The organism is Stenotrophomonas sp. 1L-E-5-B-C3, from assembly GCF_057292075.1.
On record NZ_JBXAWS010000017.1, the window covers coordinates 1 to 24,017 of the forward strand.

Below are 24,017 nucleotides of genomic sequence, written 5' to 3' on the forward strand. Positions count from 1 at the left end.
GGGAGGTTGGGGGGTTGGTTGTGTTCGAGGGGGGGTTGCACTCTCTTTTTGGGGGTTAGGCCCGTTTTCGTTTGCTTCCGGGGGAAGGTCGGTTGTTTCTCGACTCTACAATCGCAGGTCAGCGCATCAGCACCACTTCCTCGGCCGAGGTCGGGTGGATCGCCACGGTGTCGTCGAACTGGGCCTTGGTCGCGCCCATCTTCACCGCCACCGCGAAGCCCTGCAGGATCTCATCCGCGGCCTCGCCCAGCAGATGGATGCCGACCACGCGTTCTTCCGGGCCGGCGCAGACCATCTTGAACAGGCTGCGCTGGGTGCCATTGGCCAGCGCCTGCAGCATCGGGCGGAAACGGCTGTGGTAAACGCTCACCTGGTCGAAGCCTGCGCGTGCTTCTTCTTCGCTCATGCCCACCGCGCCCAGCGGCGGGTGCGAGAACACCACGCTGGCCACGTTCTCGTAATCCATCTTCGACTGCGGGCGGCCACCGAACAGGCGGTCCATCAGCCGCCGCGATGCGGCCACCGCCACCGGGGTCAGGCCAACCTTGCCGGCGATGTCACCCACCGCGTGCACGCTCGGCACGCTGGTGGTCTGCCATTCGTCCACCTGCACCTGCTGGTGTTCGCCAATGCCGATGCCGAGCGCTTCCAGGCCCAGATCACGGCTGTTGCCGCGACGCCCGGTGGCAAAGAACACCGCATCGAACACGTTGTCGAGCGGACCGTCATGGCCGAACGCACGCACCCGTTCGCCATCGCGCTGCAGTTCGCGCAGGCGGTAGTTGAAATGGATGCGCACGCCCTGCTGTTTCAGGTTCTCGGCCAACTGATCGGTCAGCTCGTAGTCGAAGCGCTCCAGCAATCGCTTGCCGCGCACCAGCAGGCTCACGCGGCTGCCCAGCGCCTGCAGCAGGCCGGCCAGTTCCACCGCGATGTACCCCCCCCCGATGATCGCGACCTCGGCAGGTGCCGCGCGCAGATCGAAGAAATCGTCGGAGACCAGGCCCAGTTCGGCACCCGGAATGTCGGGCCGCAACGGGTGCGCACCGGTGGCGATCAGGATGTGCTCGGCGCTGTAGCGCACACCATCGCTACAGGCCACGGTGTGCGCATCCAGCAGATGGCCACGCGCTGGAATACGCACCACGCCGGTCTCATCCAGGCGCTTGTGGTAGCTGGTGTGAATGTTGCTGATGTAGGCCTGGCGATGGATCACCAGTTCCTTCCAGGAAAGCGCCGGGCGCGCTTTTACATCGAAGCCCATCGCACTGGCCAGGCCGATGCGCTCGTGCAGGTCGGCTGCCAGCCACATCGCCTTCTTCGGCACGCAGCCGACATTGACGCAGGTCCCGCCCAGTTCGCCCGGCTCCAGCATCGCCACACGCTTGCCGTGCTGTGCGGCGCGGATCGCGCCAGCCAGGCCGGCGGAGCCGCCGCCAAGGACGATCAGGTCGTAATCATAGGGTGCAGTGCTCATCGGAATCGCTCGGGTCGGTAGGGGGCAGGATCGATCGCGGGTGGACGGTCGCAGACAGGATCGGCGATCAGCCGGCCGGTGCCGGCACTCATGCTGATATCGAGCATGGCACGGCCCACTGCAGGCCAGACGTGAACTGACGCCACCGATGACCTGCGGCAGCTGCGCAGATGGCGGCGGCGATCACGGTCAACGGCGTGTGTGGCAGGCATCGATCAGCCCTGCCCGGCATCGCGTCGCATCGCCGGCCATTGCCGGTAGGTCATCGCTCGCCACAGCCATTCCATCGGACCAAAACGGAACCGGCGCAGCCAGAGACGGCTGATCACCACCTGGGTGGCGAACAGCAGCAGCGCCGACAGCAGTTGCACGCTGCGCGGCATCAGCTCGAACCATCCCAAGCCGTAGTGATAGAACAGGAGCGTGCAGACCAGCGACTGCGCCAGGTAATGGGTCAGCGCCATGCGCCCGACCGGCGCCAGCCATCCCAGCCGCGTACGCCAGTGCACGATCCACGCCAGGTAGCCCAAGCACATCGGTAGCGCGCCAACCGTCACCAGTGCCATTGTCGCGGTCACCGGCAGGTCGTAGGCGCCCGGCACCAGGTACGGCTTCCAGGCAACACCGATCAACGTGATCAACAGGCCCAGCGGCAGCGCAATCCAGCGCAGCACCGCGTACAGCCGCGGGAAGCGCTCCGGCGCCGCCAGCGCACCGCTGCCGGCGAACCAGCTGCCGATCAGGAACATGCCCAGCACTTCGGGGCCGGTGATCAGCAGCGCACCCATCGACGTGCCGAACTCGCTCAACCGCTGCACGTTGGCCTGCATCCAGCTGCCGTGCCCGTACACCTGCCGCTGCAGATTGATGCTCTGCTGCGCCTCAGCCAGCATTTTCTGCACATCCTCGGCCGAGGCCATCGATACCATCGCGCCGACCAGCAGCATCATCGCCACACCGCCCAGATAGAGCATCACGCCCACCCATGGCAGCCAGCTGCGCGGCGCCTCGCGGCAGGCCAGCAACGGCAGCGACACCAATGCGTACATCACCAGGATGTCGCCGGACCAGACCAGCAGCGCATGGCACAGGCCGATCAACAGCAGTCCGGCGCTGCGGCGCAGGTAGAACGGAGTGAACCCACGCCCGGCCACTTCAGCGCGCCGTGACATCACCGCGAAGCCGGCGCCGAACAGCAGCGAGAACAGAGTGAAGAACTTGCCCTGCACGAACACGTAGACGAAGGCATCGGCCCAGTAGTCGATGCCCTGCCAATGCGCGTCGATGCCGGTAAAGGCCAGATCCAGCGGTCCGCTGAAGGCCTCGATGTTCATCAGCAGGATGCCCAGCAGCGCGGCACCGCGCAGCATGTCCAGCACCGCGATGCGTTCGCCGGAAGCCACCGGCTGCAGGGAAGGAGAAGCGGCGTTCACGGGGGATCCGTCGGGCAGGTCCGCCATTATGCCGCCGGCCTGCGCGCCATGGATGGCCGCGCCGTGTTCCACAAACGCAACGGCCCGCCGTAGCGGGCCGTTGCAGCCATCACGATCGCGCTGCGATCAGTGCTGGTGACCACCGTCGCCGTGGACGTGGCCGTGGTCGAGCTCTTCCTTGCCGGCTTCGCGCACGTCGACGATCTCGACGTCGAAATGCAGGTCCTTGCCGGCCATCGGGTGGTTCAGGTCAACGTCGACCACGCTCATGCCGACCTTCTGCACGGTCACCGCACGCGGGCCGAAGTTGGTCTGCAGCACAACCTGCTGGCCCGGGACCAGCTTGGTGTTGCCGAAGTGTTTCTTCGGCACGCGCTGGGACAGGCCATCACGGCGCTCGCCGTAGGCGTCGGCCGCCTTGACGTCGACATTGAAGGTCGCACCGGCTTCCTTGTCCATCATGGCGTTTTCCAGGCCCGGGATGATGTTGCCGTGGCCGATCAGGATCGCCAGCGGCTCGCCGCGGTCCTTGGACGATTCGATCGGCTCCTGGCCGGCTTCGGAAACGGTGTAGTGGAAGCGGACAACGCGGTCTTTTTCGATCTTCATGCGCAACTCTGTATGGATCTGCCGGAGGCAGGCGGGTTGGGGCGGGTTGTCGCCCGGCGGGGACGCCGCCATCATGACGGCCAATCCAAGGTGGCGCATTATCCGGAGATCATGCAGATCACGCCAGTTTCGTCCGGCCCGCGCCGGCTCCTCGCCCCGGCCCTGCTGCTGGCCCTGCCCCTGTTGATGAGCGCTTGTGGCGGCGGCAAGGCCACGCGCCCGGCCCCACCACCGCCCTCGGCGAACTGGCCGAAGACGGTGCCGGACAATCCCGAGGCCGCCAACTCGGTGCTGATGCGCGCCATCAGCCTGGTCGGCACGCCTTACCGCTATGGCGGCAACACGCCTGATTCGGGCTTCGACTGCAGCGGACTGGTCGCCTACGTCTATCGCGAGATGCTGGACCTGAAGCTGCCGCGGACCTCGCGCGACCTGGCCGCGGTACAGGGCCCGAAGATCGATCCGCAGCGCCTGGCCACGGGTGACCTGGTGTTCTTCGGCAGCCGCGGCAGCGTCACCCATGTCGGCATTTATGTAGGTGAAGGACGCTTCGTGCACGCACCGAGCACCGGCGGTACGGTTCGTCTCGATTCGCTCAGCGGGCCCTATTGGAAAGACCACTACACCGGCGCGAAACGTGTTCTTCGCTAAACTGAACAGGCGATATGTTCAAAACTGTGACGTCCATCACCATAAAAATAACGGTTTTATAACGGAATTTTTAACTTTTAGAGGCGTTCGCAGGGCATGATGCCCCATCGTTTTTTTCCTGTGACCGACGCGTGACGACTGAAGACCAGACGTGCCAAGGCCAGACCGCCGCATTTTCGCGTAGTGCCCGCCCTCTGCTGATGGGCCTGGCGCTGTGTCTGACCAGCCTTCCGGCCTGGTCGCAGACTGTTCCCTCCCGCTCCGATGTGACCCCGGCCCCCGCGGCCGAGAGCACCGCCCGCCCGGCCGCCAAGGCCGAGGCTGCCGCTCCTCAGCGCAGCCGCGTCGATGCCGCCGCCAGTGCCACGCTGGCCGCCCTGCTGCCGCACCTGGCCGCCAATGACACCATTCCGCTGATGGACCGTTCGGCCGTGGTGGCCGGCGACCTCAGCCGCCTGCTCGCCAACTACGACACCAGCAGCGCCGCCAATGGCAGCGTTGTCGGCACCGCCGCCGACAACGGCAAGGTGCAGTCGCTGCTGCGCCGCGCGATGACCCTGCTGGGCACCCCGTACCGTTGGGGTGGCAGCAACCCGGACAGCGGTTTCGACTGCAGCGGTCTGGTCGGCTACGTGTTCCGCTCGGCCCTGGGCATCGAGCTGCCGCGCGTATCGCGCGAGATGGCCCACGATGACAACGCCGAACTGATCAACGACCGCACCGCGCTGGCCGCTGGTGACCTGGTGTTCTTCGGCCGCAAGGGCCGCGTCGACCACGTCGGCATCTACGTCGGTGATGGCCGCTTCCTGCACGCCCCGAGCTCCGGCAAGGATGTGCGCGTGGATACCCTGCTCAGTGGCTACTGGGGCAACAAGTTCATGCAGGCCCGCCGGGTCGATCTCTGATCTGACCTCGCTGGCGCCACGGCGCCGCCTGAGAGACAAGAAGCCGCTGCCCTGCAGCGGCTTTTTTGTTGGGCCCGCAATGACGGGTAGGCAGATGCCGGTCGACCCTCTGTCAGATGGGTGCCGACCTTGGTCGGCACTGCCTTCATCCACGCTTGGCGTGGATCTACCGGGGGCCGCCTTGGTCGGCAACGCGTCCGCCATCCCCCAAACGAAAGGCCCGCCGGTCAGGGCGGGCCTTTCATCTCAACGCAACCTCAGGCGCGTGGCGGTGTTGGATCAGGATCGTCCACACCCACATTGCTGGACGGGTTGTCATACACCGCCTGGTCGAGCAGCCCGGTTTCCTTGGCCACGATCACCGGCACCAGCATCTGGCCCGTCACATTGGTCATCGTGCGCATCATGTCGAGGATGCGGTCGATGGCATACAGGTAGCCGATGGTCTCCAGCGGCAGGTTGGCTGCGCTCAGCACCACCGTGGCCATGATCACTGCCGTGCCGGGTACACCGGCGGTGCCGAAGCTGCCCAGCACCGAGGCGATCAGCACCACCACGTACTGTTCCGGGGTCAGCGGCACACCGCTGTACTGCGCGATGAACACCGCGCACAGCGCTGGGTAGATCGCGCCGCAGCCATCCATCTTGATGCTGGCTCCCAGCGGTACCGCGAACGAACCGTAGTCCTTGTTCACGCCCAGGTTGTGGGTGATCGAACGCAGCGCCACTGGCATCGCAGCGAAGCTGGACGAACTGACGAAGGCCACCTGCATGCCCGGCGCCGCCCCACGGAAGAACTTCAGCGGGTTCAGTCCGTGCGCCAGCAGCAGTGCACTGTAGACCACCACGATGTGCAGCGCGCAGGCCACGTACAGCGCCAGCACGAAATGACCCAGTGGCAGCAGCTTCTCGAAGCCATAGCTGCCGACCAGGCCGGCGATCAGGCCGAAGGTACCGATCGGGGTGACTTCCAGCACGAAGCGGGTCACCTGGATCATGATGTCGCTCATCTGCCCGACCAGCTTGCGCGCCTCGGTCACCTTTTCGCCCAGCTTGACGATGGCAAAGCCGACCAGGCCGGCGAAGAAGATCACCGGCAGGATCGAGCCACGGCCCGCCGCCAGCACGGTCTCACCCGCCGCATTGACCTTGGTGCCGATGCCGGACAGCGCATAGAAGACATTGGCCGGCACCACGTCCAGCAGCACCTGCACCACGCTGGGCACTTCGCGCGGCACGTAGTTGCTGGCCATCGACAGCTGCAGGCCACCGGCGCCGGGCTGCAGCACGGTACCCACGCCCAGGCCGACGCAGACCGCCAGCGCGGCGGTGATCACGAACCACAGGAAGGTGCGGCCACTGAGTGCGGCGACCGACTTCTGGCCGTGCAGCGACGAGATCGCGTTGATGACCGCGAAGAACACCAGCGGCACCGCGATCATCTTGATCAGGGTGACGTACAGCTCGCCCAGCGGGCCGAACCAGGTTTCAGCAGCCGGGCCGAGCGCCCAGCCGGCCAGCGCGCCAAGCACGAAGCCACCGACCACGCGCTGCCAGAATGGAATCCGCAGCCAGGCAGAGACCAGCTTCATAGGCAATCCAGAGGGGAAGGAAGGGATGCTGGCACGATAGCCCAAGGCGGCCCGCAGAACGACCGCCGGGCGGGCAAATCAGTGTGTCATCGGCGTGCCTTGCGAGGGCGGGCATAATGAACGTCCCGTTACAGTTTGTGAGATCCCAGCGTCCATGCGCCGTTCCGTCTCCCTGTTGGCCGCCTGCGCCACCACCCTGCTGCTGGGCGCCTGCGCCAGCACCGCCCCCGCGTCCGCCCCTGCCGGCCTGAAGGTCGCTGTCGATCCTGTCGCCCATCCGGCCGGCGAGACCCCGCAGTGGTGGTACCGCAGTGGCGCCGCCCAGGCGGCAGCCAACGGCGCGATGTCCGGCAAGGCCAAAAACGTCATCCTGTTCCTCGGTGACGGCATGAGCCTGACCACCGTAGCCGCCTCGCGCATCTACGAAGGCCAGCAGAAGGGCGGCTCGGGCGAGGAGAACCTGCTGTCCTGGGAGCGCTTCCCGGCCACGGCCTTCAGCAAGACCTACAACACCGATTCGCAGACCCCGGATTCGGCCGGCACCATGACCGCCATCACCACCGGCGTGAAGACCCACATGGGCGCGATCGGCGTCAGCGCCGGCACCCGCACCGACTGCGCCGACAGCCTGTCCAAGGGACTGCTGACCTGGCTGCAGCTGGCCGACAGCGCCGGCCTGGCCACCGGCGTGGTGTCCACCGCGCGCCTGACCCATGCCACTCCGGCCGCCACCTACGCGCACTCGCCCGAGCGCAACTGGGAAAACGACACCGACCTGACCGAAGCGGCCAAGGCGGCCGGCTGCAAGGACATCGCCCAGCAGCTGCTGTCGACCTCGCGCTATGGCCGTGGCCCGCTGGTCGCCCTTGGCGGTGGCCGTGGTGAGTTCACCACCGTGGAAGAGCGCGATCCGGAATACGACGACAAGGTCGGCCAGCGCCTGGATGGCCGCAGCCTTGTGCAGGAATGGCAGCAGGCGCACCCGCAGGGTGCCTACGTGTGGAACAGCAAGCAGCTGGCCGCCGCCGCCAACGCGCCGGCCATCCTTGGCCTGTTCGAGCCGGACCACATGCGCTACGAGTACGAGCGCCCGCAGGATCCGGGCGGTGAGCCGAGCCTGGCCGAACTGACGGCGGCAGCCATCAAGAACCTGGCCAAGCACCAGGAAGGCTACGTGCTGATGATCGAAGGCGCGCGCATCGACCACGCCAACCACAGCGGCAACGCCTACCGGGCGCTGACCGAGACCGTGGCGCTGTCCGACGCCGTGCGCGTGGCCAACGAACTGACTTCGGCCGATGACACCCTGATCATTGTCACCGCCGACCACTCGCACACCCTGAACTTCGTCGGCTACCCGGCGCGCGGCAACCCGATCCTGGGCAAGGTGAAGGACAAGGGCGGCGAAGACGGCGCCGGCAAGCTGGACTACGCGCTGGACGGCACCGGCCAGCCCTACACCACGCTGAGCTACGCCAACGGCCCGGGCCACACCGGCAGCAGCAACCAGCAGCCGGCTGGCACCAAACGCTATCCGCACAATCCCAGCACGTTCGAGCCGGCCAATGGCCGCCCGAACCTGCGCGAGGTCGATACCGAGCACCCCGATTACATGCAGGAAGCGCTGGTACCGATGAAGTCCGAATCGCACGGTGGCGAGGACGTCGGCATCTGGGCCCGCGGCCCCGGCAGCAAGGCGATCCGCGGCACGCTGGAACAGAACGCGATCTACCACATGATCGTGCAGGCCACCCCGGCCCTGCGCGAGCGCCTGTGCCAGGCCGGCACCTGCGATGACAAGGGCGTGCCGGTGCAGTTGCCGGCGCCGACCGTCTTCGAGCGCAAGGCCGAGGCCAAGTGATGGTGTGGCCGGCACGCCCTGCCCCCGCCAGCGGCCGCCTCGCGCGGTCGCTGGTCCTGCTCGGCGTGCTGGCCAGCGGCAGCGCGCTGGCGCAGGGACCGGCCTGCAAGGTCATGACCGAAGAACATGGTCTCTGGATGCTGCCGGGCTGCGAGGTCGCCAACGGCCGGCCGCAGATCAGCCGGGACATCCTGGCGCAACTGCCGTACGACGATCATGGCCTGGCCGTGGTGTACGCAGGCGAAGGCTTCCACTACGTCAACCGCAAGGGTCGCAGCCTGCCGGTGATCACCTGGGACAACGGCCCGGAGACACCGAAGGAAGGCCTGTTGCGCGGGCGCGTTGGCAATCGCGTGGCCTACTTCGATCTGAAGTTCCAGCAGACGGTACCAGGCACTTTCGATTTTGCGTGGCCATTCCAGGATGGCGTGGCTGAAGTCTGCAATGGCTGCCGGCGTGGCACGCCGGATGGCGATGGCCACACGCCGATGGAAGGCGGCGACTGGTTCCGCATCGACCGCAAGGGTCGTCGAGTGAAGTAGGTTTTCGGCAGGGCTGCGCCCTGCACCTGCAGACGCAACGGCAACAGCCGAAGCAACAGCGTGCATTCCGTGGGATGGCGGGGCACTGTGGGTTTGCGGGGACGGCGCAAGTACGTCCATGTAGCCTTGATCGCCGCATCCATGCGGCTCACACCCCGCAAACCCACAGTGCCCCGCCTTCGACAGTTTTCCGGCGGCCGGTAGATCCACGCCATGCGTGGATCAGATCTGTCAGATATCGAATTGAATCCGGGGTCAGATCCGTTTTCCTGCGGAAAACGGATCTGACCCCATCAGCATGCCCAACAGATCGCAGGACACTGTCGAAGGCGGGGTGGGTCCGGTTGCGGGGGCGTGAGCCGCATGGGCCCGAGGCATGCCTCGGGCGGGTTGGGCAGGACGCCCAACCCCGGTCTTGCCGTGTGCGCAGGACTGCGCACACGAGCAAGCGGCGACCGAGCTTACATGGACGTACTTGCAGCGTCCCCCGCAACCGGACCCACCCCGCCTACCCTCAGGAAACCCGCTTCTGCTGTTGCTTCGGCCGTTGCCGTTGCTTGCGCGTCTGCGGGTGCAGGGCGCAGCCCTGCCGACCAACCCTATACTTGCCGCCGTGAGTGAATTCCCTGCCCTTGTTCCGCTGGATGCGCCCGTGCTGGTGGGCTACAGCGGCGGTGTCGACTCGACCGTGCTGCTGCACTGGTTGTGGCGCTGCGCACAGGCCTCCGGTACCCCGCTGCGCGCGGTGCACATCCACCATGGCCTGCAAGCTGCAGCTGACGAGTGGGTACTGCACTGCCAACAACAGTGCATAGCACTGGGCATCGAACTGGCCGTACACCGCGTGCAGATCGACCACACATTGGGCCTGGGCCTCGAAGGTGCGGCCCGGCAGGCACGGCGGGCGGCGTTCGCGGCCGAACTGCGCGAGGGCGAAACGCTGGCGCTGGCGCAGCACCAGGACGATCAGGCCGAAACGTTCCTGCTGCGCGCCTTGCGTGGCTCCGGCGTCGACGGCCTTGCGGCGATGTCCGCCGACAGCCTGCTCGACGGTCACCGCCTGTGGCGACCACTGCTGCAGGTGCCCCGCAGCATCCTGCTCGACCATGCCCGCCAGCACGCACTGCGCTGGATCGAAGACCCCAGCAATGGCGATGACCACGCCGATCGCAATTTCCTGCGCCTGCAGGTGCTGCCACTGCTGCGCCAGCGCTGGCCTCATGCGGCCAGCGCATTGGCGGGCAGCGCGTTGCATTGCAGGCAGACGCGGGACCTGCTGGATGAAGAAGACGCGGAACTGATCACGCATCTGGAAGTGGCACCGCGCGTGCTGTCGCTGCAGCTGCTGCGCCAGGTCTCGACGGGCCGCGCCGCGCGTGTGCTGCGTGCCTGGGTGGTTGGCCACGGTGCTGCACCGCTGCCGGCCACGGTGCTGCAGCAGGCACTGGACGAACTGCTGCCGGCCGACAACGATCGCCAGGCGCGCGTGTGCTGGCACGATCACGCGATCCAGCAATGGCGCGACCATGCCTACCTGCTGCCCGCGCAGCTTCCCGTGCTGCCGAACGACTGGCAGACCGAATGGGACGGGCGAGCGCCGCTGCCCCTGCCCGACGGTGGCCAGCTGCGCCTGCAGGGCATCGCTGCCTTCGAACGCCCGCTGCAGGTGCGTGCACGCATGGGTGGCGAGCGCATCCAGCTGGCCGGACGCCAACATTCGCACGCGCTGAAGGACTGCCTGCAGCGCGAACATCTTGCGCCGTGGCGACGCGCGCAGCTGCCGTTGATCTTCGATGGCCCGCAGTTGCTGGCCGCCGCCGACGTGGTCATCGCCGCACCGCTGCAGGCCTGGTTGCAGGCGCATGACGCGCAGCTGCAGTGGCGGCCGGGCGGCTGGTGAATTGACCCCCGCGCGCGGCCCGTCCACACTTGCCGCATGGCCAAGAAGTCCCCCGAAAACGCCTCCCCGGTCGCCCAGTTCGAGCAGTCGCTCGAATCGCTGGAGCAGCTGGTGGAGCAGATGGAAACCGGCGAGCTGAGCCTGGAAGCTTCGCTCAGTGCTTACGAACGCGGCGTGGGCCTGTACCGCCAGTGCCAGCAGGCGCTGGAGCAGGCTGAACTGCGCGTGCGCCTGCTCAGCGACCCCGCCCAGCCGGAAGCCGCCGAACCTTTCGACCCGCCCAGCCATGACGGCTGAGGCATTGTTCGCGCGCTGGCGCGACCGTATCGAAAGCCAGCTCGACGCCGCCCTGCCCTCGCCGGCCGAGGCGCCACAGCGCCTGCACCAGGCCATGCGCTATTCGGTGCTCGGCGGCGGCAAGCGCATGCGCCCGCTGCTGGTGTATGCCAGCGGCCAGCTGTTCGGCGCGCAGCCGGAAAGCCTGGACGCGGCGGCGATGGCAGTCGAACTGATCCACGCCTATTCGTTGGTGCATGACGACCTGCCGGCCATGGACGACGACGCCCTGCGCCGCGGCAAGCCGACCACCCACATCGCCTTCGACGAAGCCACCGCGATCCTCGCCGGCGATGCGCTGCAGACTCGTGCTTTTGGTCTGCTGGCCGATGCTCCGCTGCCGGCAACGCTGCGCGTGGCCTGCCTGCAGACCCTGGCGCATGCCTCCGGTGCCTCCGGCATGTGCGGCGGCCAGGCGCTGGATATCGATGCCACCGGCCAGCAGCAGACGTTGGCGGCACTGACCCGCATGCACGCACTGAAGACCGGCGCACTGATTCGCGCGGCGGTGCGCATGGGCGCGCTGTGCGGCCAGGCCAACGAACCTCAGCTCGCCCAGCTCGACAGCTTCGCCGATGCGCTCGGCCTGGCTTTCCAGGTGCGTGACGACATCCTCGATGTCGAAGCCAGTTCCGAACAGTTGGGCAAGACCGCGGGCAAGGACCAGGCGCAGGACAAGAGTACCTTCCCCGCCCTGCTCGGCATGGACGGTGCGAAGGCCCAGCTGCGCGAACTCGCGGCCCGCATGCAGGCCACCTTGGCCGACTATGGCGAGGAAGCCGACGCGCTGCGTGCGCTGGCGACGCTGGCGGTGGAACGCGATCACTGATCGCTGGCGGTGATGCTGCCGCGCTGCGCGCTCGCCGGGCATGGCCCGGCGCTACCGCCAAGCAAAAACGCCCGGCAGTGCCGGGCGTTTTCGTTTCAGCATGCAGCCGGGCTTACTTGATCAGGCGCAGCGTGAACGGGTAGCGGTACGCTTCACCGTTGTTGGCCTTGACCGCTGCGATGATGCAGAACACCAGGTTGATGATGCCGACGATCGGGGCCAGGATGCCGCCGATGATCACGATCATCAGGATGATGCTGATGACCATGGCGATGGTCACGGTGATCTGGAAGTTCAGGGCTTCCTTGGCCTGGTCGGTGACGAACGACTTGGCAGCATCGTCCTTGTTGATCAGCCAGATGATCAGCGCGCCGATGAAGCCGGTGAAGATACCCAGCAGGTGGGCAGCCAGGGCCATGGTGCGCTGGTCGGCCGGCACATCGGTGGTGACCGGCGGCGGCGGGACGTTATCGAATTCGCTCACGACAAAACTCCTTTTCATTGGGTGGTCTTGACCCACCAGCACCAAGCTGGTTGCGTCAGGCGGGCATAGCTTACGCCATCGACGCCATCAATCATTACCGGCGATGGTCATCCGCCCCAACAGGATCGAGCCGGTGCGGATGTGCGAGCGCGGGTCGACGTCGCTGCCGACCGCTTCGATCGAACGGAACATCTCGCGCAGGTTGCCAGCAATGGTGATGCCGTCCACCGGGAACTGGATCTCGCCGTTCTCGACACGGAAGCCGCCAGCCCCCCGCGAGTAGTCGCCGGTCACCCCGTTAACGCCCTGCCCCATCAGCTCGGTCACCAGCAGGCCGTCGCCCATCTGCCGGGCAATCTCCTGCAGGGAACCGGCGTTGGCGGCCAGCTGCAGGTTGTGCACGCCGCCGGCATTGGCGGTGGTCTGCAGGCCCAGCTTGCGCGCCGAGTAGCTGCCCAGCACATAACGCTGCAGCACGCCGTCGCGGACCAGGGCCGAGGCGCGGGTAGCCACACCATCACCGTCAAAGGCGGCCGAGCGCAGGCCACGGCGCAGGTGCGGCAGTTCCTCGATCTGCATCCAGTCCGGGAACAGCTGCTGGCCGACGCTGTCCAGCAGGAAGCTGGCCTGGCGGTACAGCGCACCGCCGGACACGGCCGAGAGCAGATGGCCGACCAGGCTGCGCGCCACTTCCGGGGCGAACAGCACCGGCATGCTGCCGGTGGAAAGCGACCGTGGCTGCAGGCGGGCGACGGTGCGTTCGGCGGCACGGCGTCCGACCAGGCCCACATCCTCCAGATCTTCACGGGCCAGCGCACCGGTGTACCAGCCGTCGCGCTGCATGCCATCACCCTGGCCAGCGATCAGCGCACATCCGATCGAATGGTGGGTGCCGCGCTCACGGCCGATGAACCCATGCGAATTGGCATACACCGACAGGCTCTGCATGCTCGACACCGAGGCGCCGTCGGAATTGCGGATCTGCGCGTCAGCATCGCGGCCGGCGGTTTCACAGGCCAGGGCCAGGTCCACGGCCTCATCGGCCTGCAGCGCCCACGGATGCCAGGCATCCAGATCCGGGAAGTCGGTGGCCATCAGCACAGCCTCGGCCAGCCCGGCGGCCGGGTCGTCCTCGGTATGCCGGGCAATCGCGCAGGCCTGCTCGACGGTGGCCGCCAGGCTGGCCTCGTTCAGGTCGCCGGTGCTGGCACTGCCCTTACGCTGGCCGAAATAGACGGTCACGGCGATACCGCGGTCACGCGTGGACTGCACGGTCTCCACGTCACCGAGGCGCACATTGACCTCCAGGCCACGGTCCTCGCTGCAACTGACCTCGGCCTGGCTGGCGCCGAGCGCGCGGGCACGGTCGAGCAGCTGCTGGGAGAGGTCGGCCAGCCGTTCCAGCCGGGCCGGGCTGTCGTCACCGACGGCGACTTCAGGGGCGATCACGTTCAATGCTTTATCCTGTACAGGTTGGGCCCGGCATCACGCCGGGCGACTTTTTTTGAAATCAGGTATGGACGATGCGCGGACGCGACGAAGAAACCGGTGAATTCCATGACAAGAGCCGCAGCCAGAACCGGCGCGACGCGCTCGACGTTCTGGCCCTGGGCGAGAAGCTGGTGTCGCTGACCCCGGCCCAGCTGGCGCGCCTGCCGGTTCCGGAAGACCTGCTGCCGCACATCGCCGAGTGCAAGCGGATCACCGCCCACATCGCCCACAAGCGCCAGCTGGCGTTCCTGGCCAAGCACATGCGCCGCGAAGAAGATGCCACCCTGGATGCGATCCGCGATGCGCTGGATGCCAACAGTGAGACCGGCCGCCGCGAAGTGGCGATGATGCACCGTGCAGAAGACTGGCGCGAACGCCTGCTTGCCGAGGGCGACAAGGCGCTGGCCGCACTGCTCGATGACTACCCGCAGGCCGACCGCCAGCAGCTGCGCACGCTGGTACGCAACGCCCAGGCCGAAAAGGCCAAGAACAAGCCGCCGCGCGCCTACCGCGAGATCTTCCAGGTGCTGCGTACGCTGATGCTGCCGGCCGCGCTGGGCCTGAAGGCCAGCGACGACGAGGTCGAGGCCGACGACACGGCCGACGCCAGCGACGAGGACTGAGTCCCCGCCGGGCCTGGCGGTGGCGCTGGCCATCGCCCGGCTCAGGCCTGGGTACCGCCGACGGTGATGCCTTCGATCAGCAACGACGGCTGGCCGACGCCCACCGGCACGCTCTGGCCGTCCTTGCCACAGATGCCCACACCCTCGTCGAGGGCCAGGTCGTTGCCGACCATGCGCACCTTCTGCATGGTTTCCGGGCCGTTGCCGATCAGGGTCGCGCCCTTCACCGGCGCGGTGATCCGGCCATCCTCGATCAGGTAGGCCTCGGTGGCCGAGAACACGTACTTGCCGCTGGTGATATCGACCTGGCCGCCGCCGAAGTTCACCGCGTACAGGCCCTTCTTCACCGAACGGATCATCTCCTGCGGATCGTGCTGGCCGGCACGCATGTAGGTATTGGTCATGCGCGGCATGGTCAGGTGCGCGAACGATTCGCGGCGACCGTTGCCGGTCGGCGCCATGCCCATCAGCCGTGCGTTGAGGCTGTCCTGCATGTAGCCGACCAGGATGCCGTCCTCGATCAGCGTGGTGCACTGGGTCGGGTGGCCTTCATCGTCGATGTTCAACGAGCCACGGCGGCCATCCAGCGTGCCGTCGTCGACGATGGTCACGCCCGGGGCGGCCACGCGCTCGCCGATGCGACCGGCGTAGACGCTGGTGCCCTTGCGGTTGAAGTCACCTTCCAGACCGTGGCCGACCGCTTCGTGCAGCAGCACGCCGGGCCAGCCTGGGCCGAGCACCACCGGCATCACACCGGCCGGCGCCGGCACCGCGTCCAGGTTCACCAGCGCCTGGCGCAGTGCCTCGCGGGCGAACGCTTCGGGACGTCCCTCGGCGAACAGTTCTTCATAACCATAGCGGCCACCGCCACCGGCATAGCCCGATTCACGGCGGCCGTTCTGCTCGACGATCACCTGCACGTTCAGGCGCACCAGCGGGCGCACGTCTGCGCCCAGCACGCCGTCGGTGCGGGCCACCAGCACGGTGTCCACGCCGCCGGACAGGCTGACCATCACCTGCTTCACGCGCGGGTCGGCGGCACGCAGGTAGCCGTCCAGGCGCTTGAGCACCTCGACCTTGGCCTCGTTGCCCAGGCTGTCGATCGGGTCCAGGGTCGGGTACAGCGCGCGCGCGTTGCCGCGCAGCAGCGACCGCCCGGACTGGGCACCGCCTTCACGCGAGATCGCACGCGCCGACTGCGCCGCCGCCAGCAGCGCGTCGGCATGGATGTCATCGGAGTAGGCGAAGCCGGTCTTCTCCCCGGCAATCGCACGCACGCCCACGCCCTGCTCGATGGAATGGGCACCGTCCTTGACGATGCCGTCCTCCACGCTCCAGCTCTCGCGGCGGGCGTGCTGGAAATAGAGGTCGCCGAAGTCGACACCGGGGCCGAGCAACTGGCCGAAGGTGCGCTCCAGGCCAGCGGTATCCAGGCCACCGGGGCGCAACAGGCGGTCTTGGGCAAGCGTCAGGGCGGTATCAGTCATGGTCTCGATCTGGGGATGCGGGGGCGCTCAGGCAAGCCCCGTGAACAGGAGGGCCACGCTCAGCGCGAGCGCGGCAGGTCGGTGACGGTCGGCGGAATGGCCGGTGCCGGCTTCGGCGCGGGCGGCGGAGTCTTGTCGCGGCTGCGCTCGATCACTTCCACTTTCGGCTCCTTCCATGGACCGGTCACCTTGTACGTGCGGGCGCCGATTTCGCCCAGTGGCTTGGACAATACCGCATTGGTGGCGGCACCGAGCGCAGCGCCCACCGGCCCGCCGGCCACCGCACCGACCACGGTCAGCAGGTTGCCGGCACGCGGGTTGACGTCGATGGTCTGGTCGAACTGCTGGTTGCGGAGGTCGGCCTGGCCGCGAATGGTGATGTTCGCCGCGGGGCCCTCGATCAACACCTTGTCGGTACGTGCCATGCCCTGGCCGAACTGCATGCTGCCGTCGATCTGGTTGAACGCGAAGCCCTTGGAGAAGAAGTCGCGGAAATCGAACATCAGGCGCCGCGGCAACTGGGTGACACTGAGCAGGCCCAGCACGCGGCCGGCACCCGGCTCCAGCTCCAGCAGCTGGCCATTGCGTGCATGCAGATCGAGGGTGCCCTGCAGGTTGCCCAGCTGGAAGTCCGACGGACCGCCGCTCCATGACGCCTGCAACTGCGCCCGGCCCGAGCCGCCGCGCAGCTGGCCGCCGTAGTCGAGGTTCTGCATGAGTCCACCGAGGTCTTCGCTGCGCACCTGCGCGGTCAGTTCAGTGCGCGCGCCACCACTGCGGCCCAGCCAACGGCCGCTGATGTCGATTTCCTGGTCCGGCGCGCGGAAGCGCAGCTCATCCACGTTCAGTCCGTTGCCCAGCGGTCGCGTACGCAGCACCGTCTGGCCGAGCACGACCTTGCCGAACTTGAGGTCGGCGATGTCCAGCGCGAACGGCGGCAGCTTGGCCGGGTCCATGTCATTGGCACCGGCCTGTACCCGCGCCGGCGCGGCAGCACCGGGGGACGGCGGCAGCGACTGCCAGTGCACGCGGTCGAGCTGGCCACTGATGGTGCCGCCCTCGGCGTTGGGTACCGTCAAACGGCCTGCCAGCGTAGGTCCATCCAGGCGCACGTCCAGTGCCTGCGGGCCGGGCTGCAGCTGCAGCCGGGTCTGTTCGAAGACGCCGCCGATCAGCATCAGCTTGCCGACCTGCACATCCACCGCACGCAGCGGCATTGCATCATCGTCGTCACCACCGCGGGCCAGGCTGATCCACTCCAGCGCATCCAGGGTCGGGCTGCGGCCGTTGACGGTCAGCCCGCTCGGCGGGGGCTCCCGGTCAACATGATCGCTGCCCAGGGTGACCTGCACGCCGGTGCGGTTGTTGTGGCTGCGCGCGGCCAGGGCCAGACGCTGGCCGAAGGCCACATCGATACGGCCGGCGCCCATCGGCAACTGCGCGGCCACCGTGGTCGCCAGCGGCTCGCCGGCGGGCTTGTCCAGCGGTGCCGGCAGGTCAAGACGGGTGCCGACCAGATCCGAGCTCAGCCGCAGTTCGCTGGGCGGGGCCGGTGCACCAGGCGCGACCTTCGGCAGGTTGACCGCGATGGTCCACGGCGAGACACCGCTGATGTAGGGCTTGAGCCAGGCCATCTCCGGCGCGCGGTCGATCAGCACGCCGGCGTCGAGGTTGGCCGATAGCTGCGATTCAAAAGCCAGTTTGCTGTCGTGCACATAGCTGCCGGCCCGCAGGCTCAGGCGACCGTCCTGACCGAGATGGCGCACCGCCAGTTCCTCGGCGCCGAAACCACCGTTGCCGTAGCGCGCCTGCCCCTGCATGTTGTCGAAGGTCAACTGGAAGCGCTTGTCGACCAGCTTCACTCCCGCCAGATCTACCGTGCCCTGCAGGTGGCCGCCACCTTCATCGTGATGCAGCGGCTGCAGCAGGTCGAAGGTCACATGCGCCGGACCCGCTGCGGTCAGGTTGTCCAGGGTGTCGCCATAATCCTTGTGCAGCGGGCTCTGCCGCAGCATCGCCAGCAGCTTGCCTGCCTCGCTCTGCGTGTCGGCGCGCACATACAGCGGCTGCTGGCCGAAGTCGGGAATACCCGCCTCGAATTTCTGCACCGCCACACCCGCCAGGTCACCGCGCCCGCGCATGTCGAAGCCCGGCCCGATGAAAGCGATATCGGCGTCAACCTGGCTCATCAGCGGCCAGTCGTGCTGGAAGCGGATGTCGCCGTTGGTGATGTGGCCAGTGGCTTCAAAGCGACCGTCGTTGTTATCGAACGGCCAGTCGTCCAGGTCACCGCTGACCAGACCGATGCCGCCACGCACCTGGCCACCGGCCAGCGCCATGTCCAGCCAGTCGGTGGCGCCCTTGCTCATCCTGGAGTGGATCCAGAAGCGCTTGGCCGCGGTCATCGGCACATCGTCCAGCTTGGCGGCCAACTGCAGCCACGGCCGGGTGCCGTCACCCTGGAACCAGACCCCGCCACGCACGTCAGCGGCGTAATCGGTGCCTTCCACGCGCATCGCCGCGGTGCCGATACGCCAGCCGCCGCCCTCGTCACGCCAACCCACCACCTGGCCGGCCAGATGCAGGTCGTGGCGCACGCCAAAGCCGGTCGGCCAGTCGAACTGCAACTGGCGCTGCGGCTGCAGCTGCAGGCTGAAGCCATTGGCATCGCCCTCGAAGCGTCCGCCAAGGCCACGTAGGCCAGGCGAATGACCGACGCTGGCAAAGCCCAGCGACTGCAGCTCGCCCTGTGCCCACAACGGGCCATCGCGCTCGCCGGACAGCTGCAGCTCTGCGACGTCCAGCTGCGGTTTGGACAGGAACAGCCAGCGGCGCAGCCCGGGGTCAAGGCGGTCACTCAGCGCCAGTGCGCGCAGCGCGGTGCCGGCCTGCACTTCACCGGAGCTCATCCGCAGCTGCTTGCCGACCTGCAGCTGCAGGCCATCGAGCTGCTGCTCGCCCTCTTCCGTTTTCAAGCGCAGGTGCGGTACCTGCAGCGCCCAGCCATCGGCCTGGCGTTGCCAGCGCAGGCGTGCCTGCAGGCGCTGCAGCTGCAGCTGCGGTGCAGCCAGCTCCGGCATCGGCGCGCCGTCGATGCGTACGTCGCGCAGGTCCGAATCGGTGGTCAACGCCACCGGCGCGAAATCACGCAGGGTCAGCCACAGGTTCAGTTCGCCCTTGCCCTCGCGCAGGCGAACGCCGCCGGCCGCCAGCAGTGGCGACCAGGCATGGAAATCGACCGGGTCGGCACCCAGCCAGGCCTGGCCGTTGCCGCCTGCGCGGTCCACGTCCAGTACCGCGGTCAGCGGCAGCGCATCGGTCTGGGCCCAGGCCCGCACGCCCACCCGCAGGCGCTCGCCGTTGACGCGCAGGCGCAGGTCGATGCGTGGCAGCGTGGTGTCGATGCCGAGGCCAGGGGCATGCACGCCCAGACGGCCACCGATCACCTGCAGCTCGCCCAACCGGCGCAGTGCGTCCAATGGGTCGCCACCGCTGTCGGATCGGGGCAGGCCGCGTACCGACCAGCGCCCGTCCTCACCCTGCTGCAGGTCCAGCGCCAGCCCGCGCAGGCGCAGCTCGGTCAGCGAGCGGCCCGGAAGCAGGCCGCTGTACAGCGATACCAGCACTTCGGCCTCGCCGATGGCCAGGCCCTGCCCGGCGCCGATGCGCAGGCCCTTCAGCTGCAGCAGCGGACCACGCCGGGTCCAGGCGGTCTGCAACTGATCGAAACGGACCGGCTGGCCAGCACGCTCGCTCAGCCACGCAGCAATCTTTTCAGGATGGCGCTCGGCCAGCGGCAGCAGCTGGCTGAGCGTTCCCACCAGCAGTGCAAGCCCGACCAGGCCAACCGCGCAGGCGGCGATGAAATGACGGCGGATCCTTCGCAGTCGCAGGCGCGGCGGCGCGCTCATCGGCCACCGGAAGAAGACAGTCGGCCTGGATCAGAGCAGCACAACATCGAACTGCTCCTGCAGGTACTGCTCGTCCGCCTGGAAGCGGATGCTCTTGCCGAGGAACTCCTCAAGCTCGGCCACCGCCGAAGACTCCTCGTCGGTGATGCGCGCGACCACCTTGGTCGAGGCAATCACCAACAGGCGCGCGGCATCGAACTGGCGCACCGCACGGGTGATCTCGCGGAAGATCTCATAGGTCACCGTTTCGGTGGTCTTGATGGTGCCGCGGCCACTGCACTGCGGGCAGGTTTCCGACAGCTGGCGCTCCAGGCTTTCCACCGTGCGCTTGCGGGTCATCTCCACCAGACCCAGCGGCGAGAAGTCGTACACCGTGGTCTTGGCATGATCGCGCGCCAGCGCCTTTTCCAGCGTGCGCAGCACCTGGCGGCGGTGCTCGGCATCGTCCATGTCGATGAAGTCGATGATGATGATGCCGCCGAGGTTGCGCAGCCGCAGCTGCCTGGCTACTGCCTGCGCAGCCTCCAGGTTGGTACGGAACACCGTCTCTTCCAGGTTGCGCTGGCCAAGGAACGAGCCGGTGTTGACGTCGATGGTGGTCATCGCCTCGGTCTGGTCGATCACCAGGTAGCCACCGGACTTCAACGGCACCTGCTTGTCCAGCGCGCGGCCGATCTCGTCCTCCACCCCGAACATGTCGAAGATCGGGCGATCGCCGCTGTACAGCTCGATCTTCTCGGCCAGCACCGGCATGTACTTGGCCACGAAGGCCTGCAGCTGGGCGAAGGTCTCCTTGGAGTCCACCTTCACCTTGTCCACATCCTTGCGGATCAGGTCGCGCACCGAACGCAGCGGCAGGCTCAGGTCTTCATAGATGTTGCTGCACGAGGCCGCTTCACGGCCACGACGCTCGACCACGTTCCAGACCCGCGACAGGTAGGCGACGTCCTCGGCGATGGCCTCGGCCGGCTGGCCCTCGGCATTGGTACGCACGATGTAGCCGTAGCCGCCATGCTGGGCCGACAGCTCGGTCACCAGCGCCTTCAGCCGCGCACGCTCGCCTTCATCCTCGATGCGCGCCGACACCCCCACCACCTTGGACTGCGGCAGCAGCACCATGTAACGCGAGGGAATGCTGATCTGGGTGGTCAGGCGCGCGCCCTTGGTCCCGATCGGATCCTTCACCACCTGCACCACGATGTCCTGGCCGTCGCGCAGCAGTTCGACGATCGGCACGCTGGACGGCGGTGGCAGCGTGGTGTTTTCGGTGTCGGCGCTGGCCACCGGCGCCGGCCGTACCACGTCGTTGGCGTGCAGGAACGCGGCGCGCTCCAGCCCGACCTCGACGAAGGCCGCCTGCATGCCCGGCATGACCCGCTGCACCTTGCCCTTGTAGATGTTGCCGACCACACCCCGGCGCCAACCGCGCTCGATGTGCAGTTCCTGCAGCATGCCGTTCTCGATCACCGCGACCCGGGTTTCGCGCGGGGTCACATTGACCAGGATTTCCTCAGACATCGGCAGCCTCCCTGGCGGCATCAGCAGTTGTGGCCGGCACGCCGCAGCGCGACAGCAGACGATCGGTATGCAGCAGTGGCAGCCCCATGACACCGGAGTAGCTGCCGGAAAGATGTTCGATCCAGCGCTCGGCACCGCCCTGGATGGCGTAGGCGCCGGCCTTGTCCAGCGGCTCGCCGGTGGCCACGTAGTCGGCGATGTCGGCGCTGTCGATCGGGGCAAAGGTCACCTCGGAAACGACCAGCTCGCTGTCCAGGCCTTCCGCGCCGACCACCACCACGGCGGTCATCACCTGGTGGGTACGCCCGGCAAGCCGCGCCAGCATCGCCCGCGCGTCGGCAGCATCGGCCGGCTTGCCGAACACCTCGCCGTCCAGCACCACCTCGGTGTCCGAGCCGAGCACCCGCGCCTGCGGGTCATCGGCCAGCACCCGGGCCAGGCCGGCACGTGCCTTGTCGGCTGCGACCCGGCAGACATACTGTTCGGCGCTTTCAGCGGGCGCGCGCTGCTCGACGACCTCCAGGTCCAGGGCCTGGAAGGGGCGTCCGAGTCGGGCCAGCAGCTGGTTGCGTCGGGGGGAGCGGGAAGCAAGATAGAGCATCGGCACAGCATAACCTGAGGCCGCCACCTGAATCGTCGGCAACCCCTCGCGGTACGCTTCCAACCCCGAACAGGCTCACAGCGCGTTCATCGCTACGACACCACCCTCACCGCACAACAAGGAGATCCCATGCGCCTGACCGCCACCCCGCTGCTGCTCGCCCTGTCCCTCGCCCTTGGAACCTCGATGACCGCCCATGCTGCCCCGTCGTCGCCGTCGATCGCCGCCCCGGCCGAAGGCACCCTGCTGAACATCTCGTCCAACGCCGAAGCCACCCGCGTGCCGGACGTGGCCACCTTGTCGGCCGGCGTGGTCACCCAGGCCGCCGATGGCAACAGCGCGATGCGCCAGAACGCCCAGCAGATGGACAAGGTGCTGGCCGCGATCAAGGCGGCCGGCATTGCCGAGCGTGACGTGCAGACCAGCGGCGTCAGCCTCAACCCGCAGTACCGCTATGCCGACAACGAGGCGCCGAAGATCACCGGCTACCAGGCCAGCAACACGGTCAGCCTGAAGGTCCGCGACATCGCCAAGCTCGGCAAGGTGCTGGACGCACTGGCCGCGCAGGGCGCCAACCAGATCAACGGCCCCAGCTTCGAGATCGATCAGCCGGAACCGGTCTATGACGAAGCCCGCCTGGCTGCACTGAAGAAGGCCCAGGCCCGCGCCCAGACCTATGCCAAGTCGCTGGGCCTGCAGGTGCGCCGCATCGTCAGCATTTCCGAGAATGCCGGCGGCGGCTACCGCCCGATGCCGATGATGCGGGCGATGTCGGCCGGCGCCGCAATGGACAAGGCTACCCCGGTCGCTCCGGGCGAGTCGACCGTCTCGGTCAACCTGGATGTGGTGTTCGAACTGGGCCGCTGATCCCGCTCGTCATTGCCGACAAAGGCGGATCCCGCAGGGGATCCGCCTTTTTTCATGCCCGCGGCCGGCACTGGCTGAAGGCCAGCCCAACGATCGCCCCCCTGCCTCTAGGCAGTAGCCGCCGCGTCGCGCTACTGATGCACTGCCAGCCGCGTGCGGCAACCCCGTCATCGGCCCTGGTGCGTTGAGGACTTCGTCACTGGCATGGAGGTGGACCATGGTTCGTACGTATCCCGTTGCATCCCCGCACTTCGACCCCGCCCGCGTTGCCGCCTGGAGCGCGGCCATCGCCCTGCATCTGATCGCGCTGCTGATGTTGCTGATCCCGGCGACCTACCAGGCCGTCACCGCACTGCCCCGCGACAACACCACGGTGCGCCTGATCCCGAAGGAACAGCCCAGACCACCGGAGCCGCCCAAGCTGCCCACTGACCCGGAACAGGTACAGGTCAAGGCCGAACCACGGCAGCAGACCGTGCCCACGCCATTGCCCGCCCCCACCGCCACCGTCGAGGAGGCACAGGGCATCGTCCTGCCTGCTGCTGATCCTGCGCCGGTGCAGGCGGCCCCGAGCATCGATAGCTCGACGCCGCTGGCCGGTGCCCAACTGCAGTATCGCAGCGCCCCGCCGCCGACCTACCCGGTTCCGGCGCTGCGCAACCACGAGCAGGGCACGGTGCTGCTGCGGGTGGAAGTGGACAACAGCGGTCAACCGGTGGTGGTCAGCATCGAGCGCAGCAGTGGCTCGCGCAGCCTGGACCAGGCCGCACGCCAGCAGGTACTGAAGCACTGGCGCTTCGAACCCGCCCAGCGTGAAGGCGTGGCAGTGCCGGCCATCGGCCTGGTGCCGGTGCAGTTCTCGCTGCCGGACTGAGCCTCTCCGAGCGCCGGCCCGGCACC

The 24,017-nt window shown here is 67.6% G+C and carries 20 protein-coding genes; 10 read left to right on the plus strand and 10 right to left on the minus strand.

Annotated elements, in window-relative coordinates:
* Positions 1-118: 118 nt before the first annotated feature.
* The 3 genes from gorA to AC0Z6F_RS18275 all read right to left on the minus strand — a co-directional run bounded on the left by gorA (position 119) and on the right by AC0Z6F_RS18275 (position 3,519).
* Positions 119-1,477, minus strand: coding sequence for a glutathione-disulfide reductase (gene gorA / locus AC0Z6F_RS18265; RefSeq protein WP_006381791.1), 1,359 nt, complete (start codon positions 1,475-1,477; stop codon positions 119-121).
* A gap of 215 nt (positions 1,478-1,692) precedes the next feature.
* Positions 1,693-2,937, minus strand: a complete 1,245-nt coding sequence (locus tag AC0Z6F_RS18270) for a DUF418 domain-containing protein (RefSeq protein WP_485618125.1) — start codon at positions 2,935-2,937, stop codon at positions 1,693-1,695.
* A 99-nt stretch (positions 2,938-3,036) separates the two neighbouring features.
* Positions 3,037-3,519, minus strand: coding sequence for an FKBP-type peptidyl-prolyl cis-trans isomerase (locus AC0Z6F_RS18275; RefSeq protein WP_012511747.1), 483 nt, complete (start codon positions 3,517-3,519; stop codon positions 3,037-3,039).
* Between the two features lie 111 nt (positions 3,520-3,630).
* On the opposite strand from AC0Z6F_RS18275, the gene AC0Z6F_RS18280 reads away from it, so the two are divergent.
* Both AC0Z6F_RS18280 and AC0Z6F_RS18285 read left to right on the plus strand, forming a co-directional pair.
* The gene (locus AC0Z6F_RS18280; RefSeq protein ID WP_485618130.1) at positions 3,631-4,170 is read left to right on the plus strand and encodes a C40 family peptidase; all 540 of its coding nucleotides are present in this window, start codon (positions 3,631-3,633) and stop codon (positions 4,168-4,170) included.
* Between the two features lie 131 nt (positions 4,171-4,301).
* Positions 4,302-5,075 carry a C40 family peptidase gene (locus AC0Z6F_RS18285; RefSeq protein ID WP_041864571.1) on the plus strand — a complete coding sequence of 258 codons (774 nt, stop codon included), beginning with the start codon at positions 4,302-4,304 and terminating at the stop codon, positions 5,073-5,075.
* Positions 5,076-5,332: 257 nt separating this feature from the next.
* Here AC0Z6F_RS18285 and AC0Z6F_RS18290 read toward each other — a convergent pair whose 3' ends face one another.
* Positions 5,333-6,667 (minus strand): dicarboxylate/amino acid:cation symporter, encoded by a 1,335-nt coding sequence (locus tag AC0Z6F_RS18290; protein WP_006381938.1) that lies wholly within the window; start codon positions 6,665-6,667, stop codon positions 5,333-5,335.
* A 154-nt stretch (positions 6,668-6,821) separates the two neighbouring features.
* Here AC0Z6F_RS18290 and AC0Z6F_RS18295 point away from each other — a divergent pair, with 154 nt between their 5' ends.
* The 5 genes from AC0Z6F_RS18295 (at position 6,822) to AC0Z6F_RS18315 (ending at position 12,135) form a co-directional block, all read left to right on the plus strand.
* Positions 6,822-8,528, plus strand: a complete 1,707-nt coding sequence (locus AC0Z6F_RS18295) for an alkaline phosphatase (RefSeq protein WP_485618122.1) — start codon at positions 6,822-6,824, stop codon at positions 8,526-8,528.
* Positions 8,528-9,070 carry a WG repeat-containing protein gene (locus AC0Z6F_RS18300; RefSeq protein WP_485618128.1) on the plus strand — a complete coding sequence of 181 codons (543 nt, stop codon included), beginning with the start codon at positions 8,528-8,530 and terminating at the stop codon, positions 9,068-9,070. The genes AC0Z6F_RS18295 and AC0Z6F_RS18300 overlap by 1 nt, the downstream gene beginning before the upstream one ends.
* Before the next feature lie 613 nt (positions 9,071-9,683).
* A complete protein-coding gene (tilS, locus tag AC0Z6F_RS18305; protein ID WP_485618120.1) occupies positions 9,684-10,970 on the plus strand; it encodes a tRNA lysidine(34) synthetase TilS in 1,287 nt (428 codons plus the stop codon).
* A gap of 36 nt (positions 10,971-11,006) precedes the next feature.
* A complete protein-coding gene (locus AC0Z6F_RS18310) occupies positions 11,007-11,267 on the plus strand; it encodes an exodeoxyribonuclease VII small subunit (protein ID WP_010482975.1) in 261 nt (86 codons plus the stop codon).
* The gene (locus AC0Z6F_RS18315; protein WP_485618118.1) at positions 11,257-12,135 is read left to right on the plus strand and encodes a polyprenyl synthetase family protein; all 879 of its coding nucleotides are present in this window, start codon (positions 11,257-11,259) and stop codon (positions 12,133-12,135) included. The genes AC0Z6F_RS18310 and AC0Z6F_RS18315 overlap by 11 nt, the downstream gene beginning before the upstream one ends.
* Positions 12,136-12,247: 112 nt before the next feature.
* Here the strand turns inward: AC0Z6F_RS18315 and AC0Z6F_RS18320 are convergent, their stop codons facing one another.
* Together AC0Z6F_RS18320 and pmbA are read right to left on the minus strand one after the other, a co-directional pair.
* Positions 12,248-12,619: a DUF4870 domain-containing protein gene (locus AC0Z6F_RS18320; protein WP_012511754.1), complete on the minus strand. Its 372-nt coding sequence runs from the start codon at positions 12,617-12,619 to the stop codon at positions 12,248-12,250.
* 87 nt (positions 12,620-12,706) lie between these two features.
* Complete coding sequence (gene pmbA / locus AC0Z6F_RS18325; RefSeq protein WP_485618116.1) at positions 12,707-14,074, minus strand: metalloprotease PmbA; 1,368 nt, start codon at positions 14,072-14,074, stop codon at positions 12,707-12,709.
* A gap of 68 nt (positions 14,075-14,142) precedes the next feature.
* Here pmbA and yjgA point away from each other — a divergent pair, with 68 nt between their 5' ends.
* A complete protein-coding gene (gene yjgA, locus AC0Z6F_RS18330) occupies positions 14,143-14,733 on the plus strand; it encodes a ribosome biogenesis factor YjgA (RefSeq protein WP_012511756.1) in 591 nt (196 codons plus the stop codon).
* 41 nt (positions 14,734-14,774) lie between these two features.
* Here yjgA and tldD read toward each other — a convergent pair whose 3' ends face one another.
* The 4 genes from tldD to AC0Z6F_RS18350 are packed head-to-tail and all read right to left on the minus strand — an operon-like array spanning position 14,775 to position 22,250.
* The gene (gene tldD / locus AC0Z6F_RS18335; RefSeq protein WP_485618113.1) at positions 14,775-16,220 is read right to left on the minus strand and encodes a metalloprotease TldD; all 1,446 of its coding nucleotides are present in this window, start codon (positions 16,218-16,220) and stop codon (positions 14,775-14,777) included.
* A gap of 59 nt (positions 16,221-16,279) precedes the next feature.
* On the minus strand, positions 16,280-20,131 hold the full coding sequence (locus AC0Z6F_RS18340) for a YhdP family protein (protein WP_485618111.1): 3,852 nt from the start codon (positions 20,129-20,131) through the stop codon (positions 16,280-16,282).
* A gap of 30 nt (positions 20,132-20,161) precedes the next feature.
* A complete protein-coding gene (gene rng, locus AC0Z6F_RS18345) occupies positions 20,162-21,649 on the minus strand; it encodes a ribonuclease G (RefSeq protein WP_006382134.1) in 1,488 nt (495 codons plus the stop codon).
* A complete protein-coding gene (locus tag AC0Z6F_RS18350; RefSeq protein ID WP_065724413.1) occupies positions 21,642-22,250 on the minus strand; it encodes a Maf family nucleotide pyrophosphatase in 609 nt (202 codons plus the stop codon). Before AC0Z6F_RS18350 ends, rng begins: the two co-directional genes overlap by 8 nt.
* A gap of 129 nt (positions 22,251-22,379) precedes the next feature.
* Between AC0Z6F_RS18350 and AC0Z6F_RS18355 the strand changes: the two genes are divergently transcribed.
* Both AC0Z6F_RS18355 and AC0Z6F_RS18360 read left to right on the plus strand, forming a co-directional pair.
* Positions 22,380-23,117, plus strand: coding sequence for an SIMPL domain-containing protein (locus tag AC0Z6F_RS18355; RefSeq protein ID WP_046983566.1), 738 nt, complete (start codon positions 22,380-22,382; stop codon positions 23,115-23,117).
* 217 nt (positions 23,118-23,334) lie between these two features.
* A complete protein-coding gene (locus AC0Z6F_RS18360; RefSeq protein ID WP_065724414.1) occupies positions 23,335-23,991 on the plus strand; it encodes an energy transducer TonB in 657 nt (218 codons plus the stop codon).
* The last annotated feature ends 26 nt before the right edge of the window (positions 23,992-24,017 follow it).